Annotated in this window: 18 protein-coding genes; 3 read left to right on the top strand and 15 right to left on the bottom strand. The window is 69.5% G+C overall.

Annotation, left to right across the window (positions count from 1 at the left end):
• Positions 1–73: 73 nt before the first annotated feature.
• Positions 74–604, bottom strand: a complete 531-nt coding sequence (locus AB0I68_RS24990) for a GNAT family N-acetyltransferase (protein ID WP_363179584.1) — start codon at positions 602–604, stop codon at positions 74–76.
• 98 nt (positions 605–702) lie between these two features.
• On the opposite strand from AB0I68_RS24990, the gene AB0I68_RS24985 reads away from it, so the two are divergent.
• Positions 703–1,986: a geranylgeranyl reductase family protein gene (locus tag AB0I68_RS24985; RefSeq protein ID WP_363179583.1), complete on the top strand. Its 1,284-nt coding sequence runs from the start codon at positions 703–705 to the stop codon at positions 1,984–1,986.
• Positions 1,987–2,135: 149 nt separating this feature from the next.
• Here AB0I68_RS24985 and AB0I68_RS24980 read toward each other — a convergent pair whose 3' ends face one another.
• The 7 genes from AB0I68_RS24980 to AB0I68_RS24950 all read right to left on the bottom strand — a co-directional run bounded on the left by AB0I68_RS24980 (position 2,136) and on the right by AB0I68_RS24950 (position 6,769).
• On the bottom strand, positions 2,136–2,936 hold the full coding sequence (locus tag AB0I68_RS24980) for an aminoglycoside phosphotransferase (protein ID WP_363179671.1): 801 nt from the start codon (positions 2,934–2,936) through the stop codon (positions 2,136–2,138).
• A gap of 88 nt (positions 2,937–3,024) precedes the next feature.
• Complete coding sequence (locus AB0I68_RS24975) at positions 3,025–3,156, bottom strand: hypothetical protein (RefSeq protein WP_363179581.1); 132 nt, start codon at positions 3,154–3,156, stop codon at positions 3,025–3,027.
• 14 nt (positions 3,157–3,170) lie between these two features.
• Positions 3,171–4,286: a radical SAM protein gene (locus AB0I68_RS24970; RefSeq protein WP_363179580.1), complete on the bottom strand. Its 1,116-nt coding sequence runs from the start codon at positions 4,284–4,286 to the stop codon at positions 3,171–3,173.
• On the bottom strand, positions 4,267–5,082 hold the full coding sequence (locus tag AB0I68_RS24965; protein WP_363179579.1) for a hypothetical protein: 816 nt from the start codon (positions 5,080–5,082) through the stop codon (positions 4,267–4,269). Before AB0I68_RS24965 ends, AB0I68_RS24970 begins: the two co-directional genes overlap by 20 nt.
• Positions 5,079–5,495, bottom strand: a complete 417-nt coding sequence (locus tag AB0I68_RS24960; RefSeq protein WP_363179578.1) for a hypothetical protein — start codon at positions 5,493–5,495, stop codon at positions 5,079–5,081. Before AB0I68_RS24960 ends, AB0I68_RS24965 begins: the two co-directional genes overlap by 4 nt.
• Before the next feature lie 253 nt (positions 5,496–5,748).
• Entirely contained in the window at positions 5,749–5,949 is a 201-nt protein-coding gene (locus AB0I68_RS24955) for a DUF397 domain-containing protein (RefSeq protein ID WP_363179577.1), read from the bottom strand.
• A 10-nt stretch (positions 5,950–5,959) separates the two neighbouring features.
• Positions 5,960–6,769 (bottom strand): helix-turn-helix transcriptional regulator, encoded by an 810-nt coding sequence (locus AB0I68_RS24950; protein ID WP_363179576.1) that lies wholly within the window; start codon positions 6,767–6,769, stop codon positions 5,960–5,962.
• A 285-nt stretch (positions 6,770–7,054) separates the two neighbouring features.
• Here AB0I68_RS24950 and AB0I68_RS24945 point away from each other — a divergent pair, with 285 nt between their 5' ends.
• Together AB0I68_RS24945 and AB0I68_RS24940 are read left to right on the top strand one after the other, a co-directional pair.
• Positions 7,055–7,492 carry an ATP-binding protein gene (locus AB0I68_RS24945; protein WP_363179575.1) on the top strand — a complete coding sequence of 146 codons (438 nt, stop codon included), beginning with the start codon at positions 7,055–7,057 and terminating at the stop codon, positions 7,490–7,492.
• Positions 7,489–7,689 (top strand): hypothetical protein, encoded by a 201-nt coding sequence (locus AB0I68_RS24940; RefSeq protein ID WP_363179574.1) that lies wholly within the window; start codon positions 7,489–7,491, stop codon positions 7,687–7,689. The genes AB0I68_RS24945 and AB0I68_RS24940 overlap by 4 nt, the downstream gene beginning before the upstream one ends.
• Before the next feature lie 558 nt (positions 7,690–8,247).
• Here the strand turns inward: AB0I68_RS24940 and AB0I68_RS24935 are convergent.
• The 7 genes from AB0I68_RS24935 to AB0I68_RS24905 form a co-directional block, all read right to left on the bottom strand.
• Positions 8,248–8,502: a hypothetical protein gene (locus AB0I68_RS24935; RefSeq protein ID WP_363179573.1), complete on the bottom strand. Its 255-nt coding sequence runs from the start codon at positions 8,500–8,502 to the stop codon at positions 8,248–8,250.
• Positions 8,499–8,762 carry a hypothetical protein gene (locus AB0I68_RS24930; RefSeq protein WP_363179572.1) on the bottom strand — a complete coding sequence of 88 codons (264 nt, stop codon included), beginning with the start codon at positions 8,760–8,762 and terminating at the stop codon, positions 8,499–8,501. Before AB0I68_RS24930 ends, AB0I68_RS24935 begins: the two co-directional genes overlap by 4 nt.
• A 66-nt stretch (positions 8,763–8,828) precedes the next feature.
• A complete protein-coding gene (locus AB0I68_RS24925) occupies positions 8,829–9,722 on the bottom strand; it encodes a peptidoglycan-binding protein (protein ID WP_363179571.1) in 894 nt (297 codons plus the stop codon).
• Between the two features lie 66 nt (positions 9,723–9,788).
• Complete coding sequence (locus AB0I68_RS24920; protein WP_363179570.1) at positions 9,789–11,564, bottom strand: hypothetical protein; 1,776 nt, start codon at positions 11,562–11,564, stop codon at positions 9,789–9,791.
• Positions 11,565–11,601: 37 nt separating this feature from the next.
• A complete protein-coding gene (locus AB0I68_RS24915; RefSeq protein WP_363179569.1) occupies positions 11,602–12,480 on the bottom strand; it encodes a hypothetical protein in 879 nt (292 codons plus the stop codon).
• Positions 12,480–13,517 carry a hypothetical protein gene (locus tag AB0I68_RS24910; RefSeq protein ID WP_363179568.1) on the bottom strand — a complete coding sequence of 346 codons (1,038 nt, stop codon included), beginning with the start codon at positions 13,515–13,517 and terminating at the stop codon, positions 12,480–12,482. The genes AB0I68_RS24915 and AB0I68_RS24910 overlap by 1 nt, the downstream gene beginning before the upstream one ends.
• Before the next feature lie 81 nt (positions 13,518–13,598).
• On the bottom strand, positions 13,599–14,582 hold the full coding sequence (locus AB0I68_RS24905) for a hypothetical protein (RefSeq protein WP_363179567.1): 984 nt from the start codon (positions 14,580–14,582) through the stop codon (positions 13,599–13,601).
• Between the last annotated feature and the right edge of the window lie 10 nt (positions 14,583–14,592).

Raw genomic sequence — 14,592 nt, 5'->3', positions numbered from 1 at the left:
AGCGGTAGCTGGGGGAGACTCCGTCCGCCGGCCCGGGGCGGCGGACCAGGGGGCAGGTCCGGGCGGCGGCCGGCTACGCGGGGCGGAGCTGCAGGCTGTAGCGGCGCCCCGGGTTGCCGCCCGGAGTCAGGAACTCCTCGGCCAGGTCCATGCCGAGCCGCTCCGCCACCGCCACCGAACGGGAGTTCCTGGCGTGGATCATCGCCACCACCCGCGGAACCCCCGCCTCCCGTATCCGCTCCAGCGTCGCCAGCGCAGCGGCATACGCGTACCCCTTCCCCCAGGCGGAGCGCCCCAGCCGCCAGCCGATCTCGATCTCGCCGACCGGCCCCCACTCCTTCTGCGGCCACGGCTGCGCGCCGGTGAACCCGAGCACCGTGCCCTCCGCGTCCAGCAGCGTCCACAGGCAGTAGCCGAGCTGTGCATCGTGCAGCCGCTGCCGCGCGGTGAACTCCTCGTACAGGGACAGCTCGGCGGGACCGCCGAGGAACTCCATGACATCGGGGTCGTCGAAGACGCCGTGCCAGGCCCGGGCGTCCTCATCGGTGGGCACGCGCAGCTGTACGACGGGGAGCGAGGTGGGCGAGGTGGGCGAGGTGGTCATCGGGGCAGCCCTTCGGGTTCGTGATCTCTCTCGCTGCATAGACTGCACATGTCCTGTGCCGTTGGGCACCCCTTATCGAGCCTTCGGGAGACCCCGCAGTGACCGAGCCCCTCTCCGAACACTCCGCGGATGTGATCGTCGTCGGAGCCGGGCCCGCCGGCTCGACCACCGCCTACTACCTCGCCAAGGCCGGACTGGACGTCCTGCTGCTGGAGAAGACGGCGTTCCCGCGCGAGAAGGTCTGCGGCGACGGCCTGACCCCGCGCGCCACCAAGCAGCTGGTGGCGATGGGCATCGACATCTCCGAAGAGGCCGGCTGGCTCCGCAACAAGGGCCTGCGGATCATCGGCGGCGGCCAGCGGCTCCAGCTGGACTGGCCGGAACTCGCCTCCTTCCCGGACTACGGACTCGTCCGCAAGCGCGACGACTTCGACGAGACCCTGGCCCGCCAGGCCCAGAAGGCCGGCGCGCGCCTGTACGAGCGCTGCAACGTCGGCGAGCCCGTCCGCGACCCCCGCACCGGCCACATCACCGGCGTGCAGGCGAAGCTGGGCGAGGAGAAGACCCCGGTCACCTTCAGCGCCCCCCTCGTCGTGGCCGCCGACGGCAACTCCTCCCGCCTCTCCCTGGCGATGGGCCTGCACCGGCGCGAGGACCGCCCGATGGGCGTCGCGGTCCGTACGTACTTCACCTCGCCCCGGCACGACGACGACTACCTGGAGTCCTGGCTGGAGCTGTGGGACCGGCGCGGCGCGCAGGACCGGCTGCTGCCCGGCTACGGCTGGATCTTCGGCATGGGCGACGGCACGTCCAACGTCGGCCTCGGCATCCTCAACTCCTCCTCCGCCTTCAAGGAGCTGGACTGGCGCGAGGTCCTCAAGGCCTGGTGCGCGTCCATGCCGGAGGACTGGGGCTACAGCCCCGAGAACATGACGCAGCCGATCCGCGGCGCGGCCCTGCCGATGGCCTTCAACCGGCAGCCGCACTACACCAAGGGCCTGCTTCTGGTCGGCGACGCGGGCGGGCTCGTCAACCCGTTCAACGGCGAGGGCATCGCCTACGCGATGGAATCGGGCCGGATCGCGGCCGACGTCGTCGTCCAGGCGCACTCCCGCGCCACCCCCGCACTGCGCGAACTGACCCTGCACAGCTACCCGAAGGTGCTCAAGGAGACCTACGGCGGCTATTACACGCTCGGCCGCGCCTTCGTGAAGCTGATCGGCAACCCGAAGGTCATGAAGGTCGCCACCCAGCGCGGCCTGACGCACCCGGTGCTGATGAAGTTCACGCTGAAGATGCTGGCCAACCTGACCGACCCGGCGGGCGGCGACGCGATGGACCGCATCATCAACGGCCTCTCGAAGGTAGCTCCGCGTTCGTGATCATTCAACCGGGATGGCGGAACCGCCGCTGATCTGTGGTGCCACAGCCTACGGCGCGAGTCCTTTCGCGCCGTAGACATGACTCCGCCCGCCGAGCGCGTGCTGCGCCGGCGGGCGGAGTCATGTCGGCCCGCCTACGGGTTCCCCTGTCACTGGAGGCGGTAGCTGGCCCATTGCTCCGCGGCGGCGGCGAGGTCTTGTTTCCATGCGACCTTGGGCGAGTCGGCCGCAATGCTGGCCCATAGGCGCTGCTGCGCCGTGGCGAAGACGTCGAGCGCGCGGGCGGGTGCGGTGGCCCATGCGGGGGTCTTTGCTGCCCATAGCTCGGCGTCTGCTGGCGCGTGGCCGGCGGCCACGAGCCAGACGACCCAACAGGCTGCGTCGATCCATGCCGCGCCGCGGGTGGGCCATGCCCAGTCAACGACGCGGGCAGTGTCGTCGACGATCAGGACGTTGTCGGGTGTCCAGTCGGTATGCAGCAGCGTGTCACCTCGGAACAGCGCGGCGTCGTCGGGGTTGTCGACGTAGTCCGCGAAGCGCTGCTCGATCTGCTTGAGCTCGATGTCGGCGGGGGCGCGCACGGTGGAAAGGGTGATGATCGCCTCGGCGACGAGGGGCAGGTCGTTGGTTCCGGGGCGGTAGTCGGCGGGGCGGCCGTCGAGGTGCTCGAAGCCAAGCAGGTTCCACTCGTCGGCTTCGATGGTCCAGAGCAGGCGGGGGGCGAGCGGGGCGACGTATGGGTTGATGGAGGCTTCGCGCTTTTGTGTCCACACGCGGGGGTGGTCGCGGCGCAGTCCCTTGACGAAGATGCGGCCGGTGCGGGTGTCGAGGGTGGCGGCGATCTGGCTATTCAGGCCGCTGTCTGCGGTCGAGGCGGCGTAGATCGGCCCGGTGCGGGCGGCGACGGCGTCGCGGGTGGCGGTCGGTAGGTCTTCCCAGTGCATTCTCATGGTCACCACGGCGGGAGTGTAGGGCTGAAACGATGCCGGGGCCGCCCGCGCAGTGCGGGCGGCCCCGGGTGTGACGTGACGTGGCGGCCTAGTACGGGTTGTCTTCCCCGCAGCCGCGCATCACCTCGTTGCCGGCGACGGCGTCGAGGTCGGCGACGAATTCGATCTCCTCGTCGACGGCCGGACGCTTGGTGATCTGTACGGCGACAGCAATGCTCATGGGTTCACCTCCTTTCAGGCGTGTTGGCAGTAGCGGTCCAGAGACGAGCCGGCCTTGCGGTACAGCTTCACGAGCGGCATACAGGTGGTGCAGCTCTTTTGGAGGCTGCACCCGGTGCAGCCGCCTTGACGCTGTAGTGCTTGGTCGGCGATGCCTCCGAGCCGGGACAGACCCGCGACCCCGTCCCGCAGGAGCGGAATCGTCTGGTCGCGGGAGATTTTGCAGACGCTCGCCATGCCGAACGGGGACACGTTCAAGGACGTGTGGCCGGCGTCGCATCCGGTGAAGGGGGTACGGGCGTGCAGGTACTCGGGGGCCTGCTGTGCGAGCGGCTCGACGTCGCCGGCGAAGCTCGGCGACATGTGGCTGTACTCGCGGACGCGGGGCGCGTACCGCGCGGCGAGTGCGCGCATGGCGGGTGCCTCGTGCGCGTTCTCCCGTGTGATGACCACGCTGAGGGACAGCGGCAGGTCGGCCTCGCGTGCCGCGGACAGTCCCCGCATGAACTTCTTGAACGCGCCGCGGCGCTGTGTGAACCCGTCGAATGTTGCTTCGGTGGCCCCGTAGACGCTCATGGTGATGCGGTACGGGCGACGGGCGGTGAGCAGGTCGAGCATGTGCGGCCGGAACAGCGTCGAGCCGTTGGTGAGGATCTCCACCATCATGCCGAGGTCGTAGGCGAGCTCGTACGTCTCGGGAAAGTGGCGGTCGATGGTGCACTCGCCGCCGCCGAGCTCGATCCACAGCACGCCGGCGTCGCGCAGGATGTGCAGCAGCTTCTGCCGCGGCTCCCAGGGGAGGCCCTCGTGCCGCTTGTCGCCGTAGATGCAGTGAGGACACGCCCAGTTGCACCCGTTGTTGACCTCGTACGAGGCGCGGCCGTGCCCGTGGGGAGAGTAGTCGCGTACGAGTAGGGCGCTGCTCGACGGCTTTCCGCCGAGGTCGAGGCCCCACTGCTTCCGCGCGGCGGTGTGCAGCCATGTGGGGATGGGGCTGCTGTCCGCGGCGCTCTGGCGCAGTTCGAGGTAGTGATGCCCCTTGATCTTGACGCCTCTGGCGTCCCCGGGGCGTAACACGAGGAACTGATCGAGGAACGGGGCGACGATCAGTTCATGAGTAGGTACCGGCATGGGCCCCCCACGTGAGAGTGAACAGGGTCAGGGTGTGGAGCTCGACGCGGTCCGGCGCCCATGAGCGCCAGAGGGCGACGAATGCGGCGTCGTCCTTGGGCAGGTCCAGATCGGGCTGTGCCCGTTGGGCGCGGGTACGTAGAGCGCGGTCTGCGTGGGGGTACAGGGAGAAGTCGCCGGTGTAGTCGGCGACCGCCGCGGCGGCCGTCCACTCGCCGAGTCGGCGAACCTCGCAAAGGGCTTTGAAGAGGCGATCAGGTTCGAGGGCCTGCCACTCCTTGGCGTTGTCGAGGTAGGCCCGTGCCGCTGCTCGCAGCAGTGGCTTGTAGAAGCGGAGACGGATCGCGTCGAACCCTTGGTCGCTGAGGTGCAGCACCGTGGGGGCTGTGGGGGGCATGGCCAGGGGGCCGGCGAACGTTTCGTGCGAGCGGCCGAACGTTGCGCACCACCTGCGGTAGAGGGCGGCGCCCTGCTTGGCCCGTCCGAAATGATGGAAGATCGCCGCGGTGATCGAGTCCCACAGATCCGGCGTGGTGAGTCGGGCGACCGTGCCGAGCTGCGCGAGGGTATGCGCGAGGCGGTCCTGCTCGCGCTGGCGGGGAAGCATGATCGCCGAGGTGTAGGTGATCGTGGGGGCCTCGGCGTCATCGGTTCCCAGGGGGCGCAGTACGAGGCCGGCGCCCTGCCAGTGCGCGAGCCAGGGAACGCCCTTGTACTCGACGACTCGCAGCGCTTCCCCGTTAAGACTCTGGGGCATCACCCATGCCGGGTGATCAGTTACGAGGGTGGTGCTCAACGGCGTAAATCCCTACGTGCGGTGGGGTGCTGAGTGGGGAGCCCGGTCGGAGTAGCGGGGTACACGTTCACGGGGCGTATGACCCATTCGAGGTACTCGCCCCGGGGGAGCTTCACCCTGAATCCGCACGGCTCATTCCGCGCGAGAGCGCCGAGGGCGTGCACCCATCCGTCTTCCAACCACGCAGCAGCTCGGGCGAGTTCATCGACGTCGAGGCCGAACGGTGCGTTCTGCCGTAGCTGTAGGCGTAGCAGGCGAATCGCCGACATCGGATCGGGCAGCAGGCTCAACGACCGCGGGTCGGGCAGCAGATCCACATCGGCGTGGTGCAGCAGGGCCTCACACCAATAGCCGCGTTCGGCGGCGAGCACGAGTTCGGTCTGCCGTTCCGGTCTTGCGAGTTGAGCGAGCATGGCTTGCCTCCTCCGCAGCGGTGGGGCTTCCCTCCCAAAGGCCAAGCCGGGGAGGGCGCCCGTCCAGCACTCCCTAACCAGCGCACAGCAAGGGAGAGTTGCAGCCGACGGGGCCTTGCGGCTGCCGGTGCAACATCGGGACCGTAGCGCCATTGGGACGCGCGTCGCAATGGTGGGCCGTCCCAAAGTTGCACCGGCATATGCCAAGCGCCCCCCACCTGCGCAGATGGGGGGCGCTTGATGTTGAAACTCGTCAGATCAGGTGGTCGAACTCGCCTGCCTTCACGCCGAGGATGAACGCGCGGAGCTTGTCCACCGACGTCGTCACGACGACGTCGGGATCGTCGCTCTCCCGCATCTTGATCGCGCCATCGACGGGGGCAAGCTCGACACAGCTTTGATTGTTGTCGGCCCCCGAGAACGAACTCTTCTGCCAATTGATACGGTCGGTCATGCCCCTTGACTCACATTTCCTGAGCGATTCGGTGAATGAATTTTCTCGACTCTTCGGGATTGAGCGAGATCGCTTCGACTGACGCGAACAATTCCCGGTATGTGGCGAGCTGAGCCTCTGCGTCCAGAAAGCCGCTGTCGAATGCGCTGTCAATCTGGACGGTGTCGAGTGCCGGAATCTCCGCCCCTGCGTACAGGACGGAATGTACTGATCCGGTGATCTGGCGATCGAACGGAATGACACGAATGGTCACGGATGGCCACTCCGAGGCTTCGCAGAGAAATTCGAGCTGCTCGGTCATCGTGGCGGCATCGCAGTACCTCATGCGCAGCGCAGCCTCATGGATGAAAGCCTCGAAGGGGGTCGGGTGTGGTCGGTCGAAGATCGTGCGACGTCGCATCCGGTGCTCGACTCGGGTGTTCACCTCGCTTGCCGGAAGATCGGAAACGCCACTCCGGATCAGACCTTCCGCGTACGCCGGCGTCTGAAATTGGCCGGGAACGTGAAGCATCTGAATGTCTCTGAGGTGCTTGGCCCAGTATTCGAGTTCTGCCACATCCAAGAACCCCGGAGAAAGTATTCCGCGGTAGTCGTCCCACCAACCCTTTGAGCGCTCCTCGGCCATTCTCGCGAGGGCGTCGACGAGGTGCCGGTCGGTGGCGGCGTAGTGGGCAGCGAGTCGGCGAACGCGCTCGTCACTCACGCCGTAGCGTCCCGACTCGATGTGGCTGATCTGGGCACGTTCCCCGCCCAGGAACGCGGCGGCCGTGGCTCCGCTCATGCCGGCCCGCTCCCGCAGCTTGCGCAGCTCGGCGCCCAATCTCCTCTGCCGGGCGGTCGGGTAACTCCTCGGCGGCATGGGCCCCCCTCTCTTCCGCGTAAGAGTGTGCCGTCCCGACGGCGTCGCGGTCCACCTGTCTTGATGCGACGGCCGTCCCACTGTTGCGCCGTCCCTATGTTGTGCCCTAGCTTCGAGGCGGCGCCTCACTGTGTGTGGCGGTCCGAAGTGCAGCCACCTGTACGCCCGTTGAGGGCGCCCCGGGCCGGTGGCCAGGGACACGGATCGTCGCCCTTGCGCGCCCCGACCGCGTTGGGAGACGACGAAATGACGACTAGCGCTTTACCTCCCGCACCGCCGCCCGAACTGGGCGTTAGCTACAGGTTCGTCGCGCCTCGCGCCGCGACGACGCCGAAGATCCTTCGCGACCTGGTCGCCGTTTTGGTGGTCGCCTTTGGGCACGAGGCCATCGTCGAGCAGCTCCGGCTGTGCGTGTCCGAGGTGGTCACGAACGCCTACCACCACACGCGTACCAACCTGATCACGGTGGATGTGTCTCTGGGCTCGGACAGCGTCACCGTTTGGGTGAACGACGACCGCCCCCAGTGGCTGCCCCGGGTTCCAAGCACCGCGCCGCCGTGGCGAGCAGAACACGGCCGAGGACTCTTCCTCGTGTCGAGGCTCGCAGACCGATGGGATGTCGGCGCCAACGGCGCAGGTTCGAAGCGTTTCGGATTCAGCATCGGCTATGAGGGGGCGGCGTGAGGAGCGAGCCGAACATCGGTGCCGTTCTCCGGCCGGGAGATGACAGCGAAACGCCTGCCGTATGGCTGATCGACGACAACCACACCCCCATCTGTGAGGTGCCCGAGGGCGACGCCCGCGGCCTCGTCTTCGAACTTGCCGAGTTACTTGGCCTGTTCGTCTGCGACCGCGGCGCAGTGAGCGAGGCGGCCGAATGAGCCTCGACCCGGTGTTCGTCGGCGTGATCTCGATCGGGGTAAGCCTCGGTCTGCTCGCCCTCACGGCGGTGTGGGCCTCGCTCCCGAGCGCGCAGCGGGCAGTCACGCCCGCGCCGGACCGCCCCGGAAAGCGGTACCGGTGCTACTGCTGGAAAGAGCCTGTCGTCGTATTCGTCGAGGCGCCGCCCGCTCCGAGGGTCGAGGCGCCGCTCCCTCCGAGGGTGGAGGCGCCGCCCGCCCCGACGGTTGAGGCACCACCTGCCCCGAGCTACGGGGCGCCGCCCGCCCCGAGGATCTCGCCACCAGCGCCGCGCGGGCGCCACGCCAAACCGCGCGGCACAGACCACGCCGCCCGCCCGGATAGAGCCTCCCTCGCGGGGGCGGGCGGCGGTGGAAGGGGAGCACCTCCCGTGCACGCGGTCGTGTAGATCGCGCACACGGTGACCCCGAGCAGTGGGCCCTCGGCGAGTGCACCGTCGAGGGCCCTCTCGCCTGTCTCCAAAACGAGAAAAGGCGCCCCCGCCACCGGCACGAGGCCGGGGCGGGGGCGCGCTGCGTTCAGTGGGCTGCGGTCTGCCAGAGGGTGAGGGCGAGGCCGATCACGGCGACCACGGCGAGGACGCTCGGGAGCGGCCACCGGCCCTTTTCGAGCGCGTCGAGGCGGGCCTCGTGGTCGGCGAGCTGTCGGTCGACTTGGTCGGATCGTTGCACGAGGAGAGCGAGCGAGCCGTCGATCCGGGCGAAACCCGCCTCGACGACGCCGCGCAGCCGCTCAAGTTCGAGGGCGACGTCGGACGGGGAAGGGTCGGTCACCGGCGCCCGCCGCTCTTTCGGTCGAGAGCGAGCAGCTCGGCGTCGGCGCTCGGGACGGTACGCAGCCACGCGGGCAGCAGGGCCTCGACCACGGGCAGCGCCATGACGCGGGTTACGCCACCTGCGACGGCGAGGGCGAGGCCGACGCCGGCGGCAGTCTGCGGGATGCCCGCGGCGTCGATGATCAGGGGCAGGCCGGCGGCGAGGGCGAGCACGGTCTGCACGAGGGTCCGTACGGTGCGGCGGGTTGCGTCGGTCATAGGTGATTCCTTTTCCACAGTGTGGGGACGGCCCGCCCGCGGTTGCGGGCGGGCCATGGGCGGGGGTTAGACCTTGGGGACCTTGAGCGCGGCCCATGAGGACGGGCCGGGCCATCCGTCGGCGTCGTCGCCGGAGTAGCCGAGGTGCCGCTGCCATGCGGCGTAGGACTGGCGATCGGACTCCGTCCACTGGGGGCCCGGTCCCTGCGAGTAGCGGCTGCACCCGACGGCGACGAGTCGGCGCCCCATTGCGGTGATGAGCGGCGAGCGGGGGTTCTGCTTGAACCACGCGACGCCGGGGAACGGCGCGAACTGCGGGGCCGGGGGCTCGGTGGGCTTGGGCTGCTCGGGCGCGCGGCCGAGGCGGCGATCGATCCGCTCCCGCATGTCGTCCATGGACCAGCCGCGCGGGTCGCTCTTCCAGTCGCTCCACTCCTTGTGGCCGATGACGGATGCGGCCGACCATCCGTACGCGCGGCAGATCGCCGCCGAGGTCCGCTCGATCGCGTCGAGCTGCTCGGCCGGCCACGGGTCGGCGCCGTCGCCGAGGTTGACGCACTCGAACCCGTAGAAGTGGGCGTTACCGTCGACCGCCCCCGACGCGCCCTCGTGCTTGCTCGTTGCGGGCAGGGACTGCTCGGCGACCACCGCGGCGAGCACGCGGCCGTCGCCGCCCCCTGCATGGTTCGCGCGGCCCGAGCTGATCAGGTAAACGGTTCCGTCCTTGGCGATCACGCCGTGACACAGCGGACCGGGCAGCTCGTCGTATCCGTCGTAGCAGAGCCGCACCGACGACTCGATACCCGAGCTCACCGTGTGGTGGATCATCACGCCGTTGATCGGTCCGAAGGCGCCGCGGTGGTTGCGGTTGTGGGTGCGCCACTCGTCGACCTCGACGACGCGCACGCCCTCGGCGCGCAGGATCGAGACGAGTCGGTCAGGGCTGAAAGGGACTGCCATGTGTGGTGTCTCCAGACATGAAAAAAGCCCCGGCCAGAGCGGCACGGGGCTTACGAGGAAAGGGAGTTAAGACAACGCGACCCAGAAGCGATTGGCGCCGTTCTCCATCGAGGCGACGGCGATCGTTGCGGGGGCCGTGGCGGCGCCGGCGGTGTAGACGCCGAAGCGGCGCACCGCGGACTGCCCGAATACGTTGGGCGGGGCGCCCGCGCCGCTTTCCGAGGCGAGGAGCATCGGCCCGTCGCCGGTGGTCGTGTTGTATTGCCAGCGCGAGGCGACGTAGTAGACGCCGGCGGGCGCCGAGTAGGACGCCGTCAGAGGCGAGCTGATCGTCGCCCCGCCGTCCGTGTGGACCTCGGCCGGTTCGTAGGTGGCGGTGGACATGTCGCCGGTCTGTGCGACGCGGTTACCGGCTGAGTCGTAGATCGCGGCCCATGAGCCGGTGGTGAGTCCGCCCGCGTATCCGGTGGCGAACCACACGATGCGGGTCACGGTGGCGGTGGCGCGCAGGATCACGGCGGTTACCCGTATTGGTCCGCTGCCGGGGTAGAGCGCGGTCGACTGGCCGAGTGCGGGATCGAAAGCCCACGTCAGCAGCCCGTGATCGGAGGGCAGCCACTCGCCGCCCCCGAGCGCGTCAACGTACGACTTGCGGGTGAGGTGATTCGAGGTGGTCGGCGAGGCCGAGCTCGACGGAACGCTGCTGAACGTTTTCGAGCCGGCGACGGTCTGCGTTCCGGTGAGCAGGACAGCGGTCCCGGCGGCCTCGGCGCCGACGTCGGCGGCGACGAGGGTTACGGCGCCGGTTTTGCCAGCGACGGACTGTACGGGGATCGCCGCGGGCTGTACGTAGCGTGCATCGGCGGCGCCCTGGTCGAGGGCGCCGACGTCCGCCGCGGCGAGCACGACGGCGCCTGTCTTGCCGTTGACCGAGGCGACGGCGCCGCCGGACGCGGGGAGTTGCGCGGCGGGGACCTTGCCGGACGCGTCGAGCTGCGCGACGCCGTTCGCTGCGCCGGCCGCGGTGGTCGCGAGGGCGCCGACGTCGGCCGCGGTGAGGGTTACCGCGGCGGCGCTCTTGCCGTTGACGGACTGGACGACGCCGCCGGGACCAGTGGCCCCGGTCGCCCCGGTTGCTCCGGTGTCTCCCTTCGGTCCCTTGAGGTTGCCGAGCGTCGGCCCCCAACTCGACGTGCCACGCTGCCAGATGTCCCCGGTATCGGTGCGCAGCAGCAGATCACCGGGGCGGGTCGACGTGCTCGGCGTGCTCGCGTTGTTCAGGTACCACGCAGCGCCGCGGACGTCGCCGCCGAGTTGCGCCCATGCTCCGGCCGTGCGCTGCCACGTCGATACGGTCGTGCTGGTCACGTTCAGGAACGTCGAGGTCTCGTAGCGCACGTACACGTCGCCGTCGACGCCGAGGCCGGCGGCGGGCGCGGTTGTGCCGCTGTAGATGCGGGAGCCGGGGGCGCCGGTCGGTCCGCGGTCGCCCTGCGGTCCGGGTACCCCCACGTAGTTGGGCTTGCTCGGGTCGGTGGGGGCGATGTCGGCGAGGTCGACCTCGGGCTGCGCCTGGGGCAACAGCACGTTGTACGAGCGGCCTACGGGGATGCCCGAGAGCTGCTCGGTCACGATGTACGCCCACCCGGTCGGGTCCATGTCGGGGGCGTCGGTGGCGGGCAGGGTGACCTCGATCGCGCCCTGCGCGTCGAGCGGTACGGATACGGGGCCGCCGAGGATGACGTCGGCCTGCGGAAAGGTCAGGGTCGCGGGGGCTCGGAAGACGAGCGCCCCCGACAGCGGCGTGCCGTCGGGGGCGAGGAACCGCGCGCGCACGGTCACGGTGGGTATGGACGGGGGCAGCAGGGCAGGACCCTCCTTAGTCGTCGATCGTGCGCAGCCCTGATGTGGTGCGCACGGAGTCGAGCCGCTTGGGTTCGGCCGGCGTCTCGGTCACCGCGGGGCCTGTGCCCTGTTGGGCGGTGGCCGTGGGCGTCGGGGTGCGGGTCGGCACGCGGGGGGCCTCGTCGGGGGTGTAGGTGTGGCGGTAGAGCGCCGAGTAGAGGCGGGTCTCGATGTCCCGGCCTGCTTCCTTGTTGCGGTGCTCGACCGTCCACTCGACCCACTGCATGAACTCGACGTCGTGCATGGGCTGCGTAATGAATCGATTCGTCCACGTGCCGGCCGGACAGTCGTACTCGGCGACCGTGATCGAGGTTCCGCCCTCGGGCTTCATGCTGACCTTGACCTGCCCGCCCCCGGTGTTGGCGTAGGTATACAGCTCGATCTCGGCGACCGCGTGCGTTGCCGGCCCTGACCCCCACCACGCCGGTTGATAGGTGGTCTGGGGGGTGTTCTGCCGCTCGGTGGGGTGGAGCTGCATCGGCAGCATGGGCCGGCCGAGGAACCGGTCGGAGAACGCGTCATCCATGAGGATTGGGGTCGGGCGCTCTTTGTCGCGGCTCCAGATGCGGATCATCTGATCGTCTTCGAGGATGTCGTCGCCGACCGTAAGGGCCCGCGTTCCAGAGGCCCGACGGACGAACACGCCCCAGTCACCTTGGGGGGTCTGGCCGACCTTGAAAGTCGCGACGCCCTCGGGCGTCTGGGCGATGAGCTGTCCGCCCTCGCCGATGGTGATGTCGCCGTGCAGGATCTGATCGAGGGCGGGGCGCATGTTGGCGCGGCCGGTGAGTTCGCGAACCTTGCGTTCGAGTTCGCGGATGCGGTCGAGCAGGTCGAGGGGGATCGCTGCCACTAGGCGGCCTCCAGGAAGAGTTTCGCGGTCTCGGGCCGGCCGCGTAGGGGTGGACTGATGGCGAGGCCGACGACGCGGTACCGCTGGTCGAGCCCTTCGGCCCACCACAGATCACGGATGCGTACGCGGACGGTGGCGCCGAGCAGCGCGGGCGAGAGCGGGACGCGGTCGAGGACGACCGTCAGCTCGGGAATCGGCCGCGGGGTGAGCGCGGCGGCGAGGTCGGCGCGGGCGTGCGCGGCGAGCGTCGCGGGGTCGGTCACGGTGGTGTAATCCGAGGTCCCGTCGAGGCGCGGCCATCCGGCGTCGAGCTGGTCGTCGTCGACGAGCAGCTCGGTCATCATCGGCAGGGACTCGGCGGTTTGGTTCCTGTTGTCTGACGCTCCCCTGCTCTGCCAGACGTTGGCGCGCACGGTCGCGTCGAGGGGCCAGTCGTAGGAGAGGATCGGCCCGGGGTGGTCGAGGACGATCTCGGACTCGCCCGTACGGATCACGGGCGCCCCGAGCTGCAACTGCTTGATGCGCCGGCCGCTGCCCGTGTCGCGGTAGCTCGCGATCCGCCACTCGAACCCGCCCTCGACCGCGGCGAGTTGGTCGATGACCTCGCGTATGCGCGGCTGGTCGTAGCGGCGGTACGTACGGTCGCGCAGGACCCCCGAGAGTTGCTCGGCGTCGTACTCGATGCCGATGTCGCCGCCGGTCAGACTCGCGCTGTAGTCGATCAGGCCCCGGACGATGTCGAACTGATCGACACCGACGGCCTGCTGTGTATCGAAGATCGCGCGGTGGTCGAGGTAGGAAGCCCACCCGCCGGCCTGTATCCGCAGGCCGAGGTCGCCGCGCTCATTGCTGGTGAGGTTGGCGGTCCATGGGATGCCGCCCCACCAGATGTCAGGGCCGCGCTCGATCCACATCGCAGTACGGCCGAGTCCGAGAGCGTCGCGGACGCGCGCGGCGATCTGCCGGTTCGGCAGGGGCACGGTCGCCGCGGCCGAGCCGATCTTGCCGATGTAGTCGTCGAGCGACACGTCGCTCACGGGCAGGATGTCGAGCACCTGATCGGTGCGCAGGTCGCACAGGACAACTCGGTACGCGGGGGCGATCAGACGATCACCCCCTTACGCGTCGAGGGGGTACTGCACCCCGGAGAGTGCGGCCCACGTGGTCAGTCCCGCGCTGGAGATAAGCCGTAGCTGCCCGCTGGTCTGCGCGTCCAACTTGATGGCGGCGCCGCCCGCTGCGATCGGTACGGACGTGAGGGCAGCGGGACGGCAGTTCGCCGGCAGCATGACGGCGAGCAGGTTGCCGGTGTTCGGGGGTGAGCCCGAGGTCGCCCACGAGACGCCGCCTCGCAGCTGTAGGAAGGGGACGCCGGCGACGATGATCCGGCGGTACTTGATGTCGCCCTGCGCGTTGCCGTTGTTGGTGTAGCCCGCGGCGAGGGTGAGCGGCGCCCATCCGACCGTGGGTTCGAGGGGCTGCCACGCGGCGCCGTCCCACCGGTCCAGCCCGGTTCCGTTGTCGCGGTACTGACCCGCGTACGCGCCGGGGAAGGACAGTCCCCACCCGCGGGGGATGATCCCGCCGTACGCCGCGGTGTAGCGGCGGCGGTCCGCGAGGGCCGAGGCCCAGGTGATCCCGCCCGTTCCGGCTGAGGTGCCGGCCGGAACGGTGATCTCCCAGAGCCGCAGCGCGGCCGAGGGGAGTGAGGGCGGGGTCGGCGTCGCGGTCTCGGCGCCGCGGATGATTTCGACGCGGGCGAGGGTCTGACCGCTGGTGTCGTACAAGGAGTCGTAGACGCGCAGCACTACGGCGTCGATCCGCGCGTACTGTGCGTGTCCGTCGCCGATGGTGATTGTCTCGGGGGCGGTCACGGCCACCGGGTAGGCGCCTTGAGCGTCGGTGCCTTGCACGAGGGCGCGGCCGACGCCGATCTGCACCTGCATGGCGCCGGCCCCGGTCGCGTTCAGCGCGGTTCCGCCAGCGATCACGCCGTCGCGGGACGTCATCGCGGACTCGGGCGCCATGGTGCCCAGTGGCGCTAGGCGGGTGTCCTCGCGGGTCTGCCCGGTAGGGAGCAGCCATCCGGCACGCACGGTCAAGTCGGGTCCT

Origin of the sequence: Streptomyces sp. NPDC050448, assembly GCF_040655295.1 — a bacterium.
Taxonomy (GTDB): domain Bacteria; phylum Actinomycetota; class Actinomycetes; order Streptomycetales; family Streptomycetaceae; genus Streptomyces.
The sequence above is the reverse complement of the archived record's forward strand: the minus strand, read 5'-3'. Positions and strand labels throughout refer to the sequence as shown.

Coding starts and splice junctions, on each gene's coding strand:
- AB0I68_RS24990 (WP_363179584.1), bottom strand. CDS start 604: ATGACCACCTCGCCCACCTCGCCCACCTCGCTCCCCGTCGTACAGCTG.
- AB0I68_RS24980 (WP_363179671.1), bottom strand. CDS start 2,936: ATGAGAATGCACTGGGAAGACCTACCGACCGCCACCCGCGACGCCGTC.
- AB0I68_RS24975 (WP_363179581.1), bottom strand. CDS start 3,156: ATGAGCATTGCTGTCGCCGTACAGATCACCAAGCGTCCGGCCGTCGAC.
- AB0I68_RS24970 (WP_363179580.1), bottom strand. CDS start 4,286: ATGCCGGTACCTACTCATGAACTGATCGTCGCCCCGTTCCTCGATCAG.
- AB0I68_RS24960 (WP_363179578.1), bottom strand. CDS start 5,495: ATGCTCGCTCAACTCGCAAGACCGGAACGGCAGACCGAACTCGTGCTC.
- AB0I68_RS24955 (WP_363179577.1), bottom strand. CDS start 5,949: ATGACCGACCGTATCAATTGGCAGAAGAGTTCGTTCTCGGGGGCCGAC.
- AB0I68_RS24945 (WP_363179575.1), top strand. CDS start 7,055: ATGACGACTAGCGCTTTACCTCCCGCACCGCCGCCCGAACTGGGCGTT.
- AB0I68_RS24930 (WP_363179572.1), bottom strand. CDS start 8,762: ATGACCGACGCAACCCGCCGCACCGTACGGACCCTCGTGCAGACCGTG.
- AB0I68_RS24925 (WP_363179571.1), bottom strand. CDS start 9,722: ATGGCAGTCCCTTTCAGCCCTGACCGACTCGTCTCGATCCTGCGCGCC.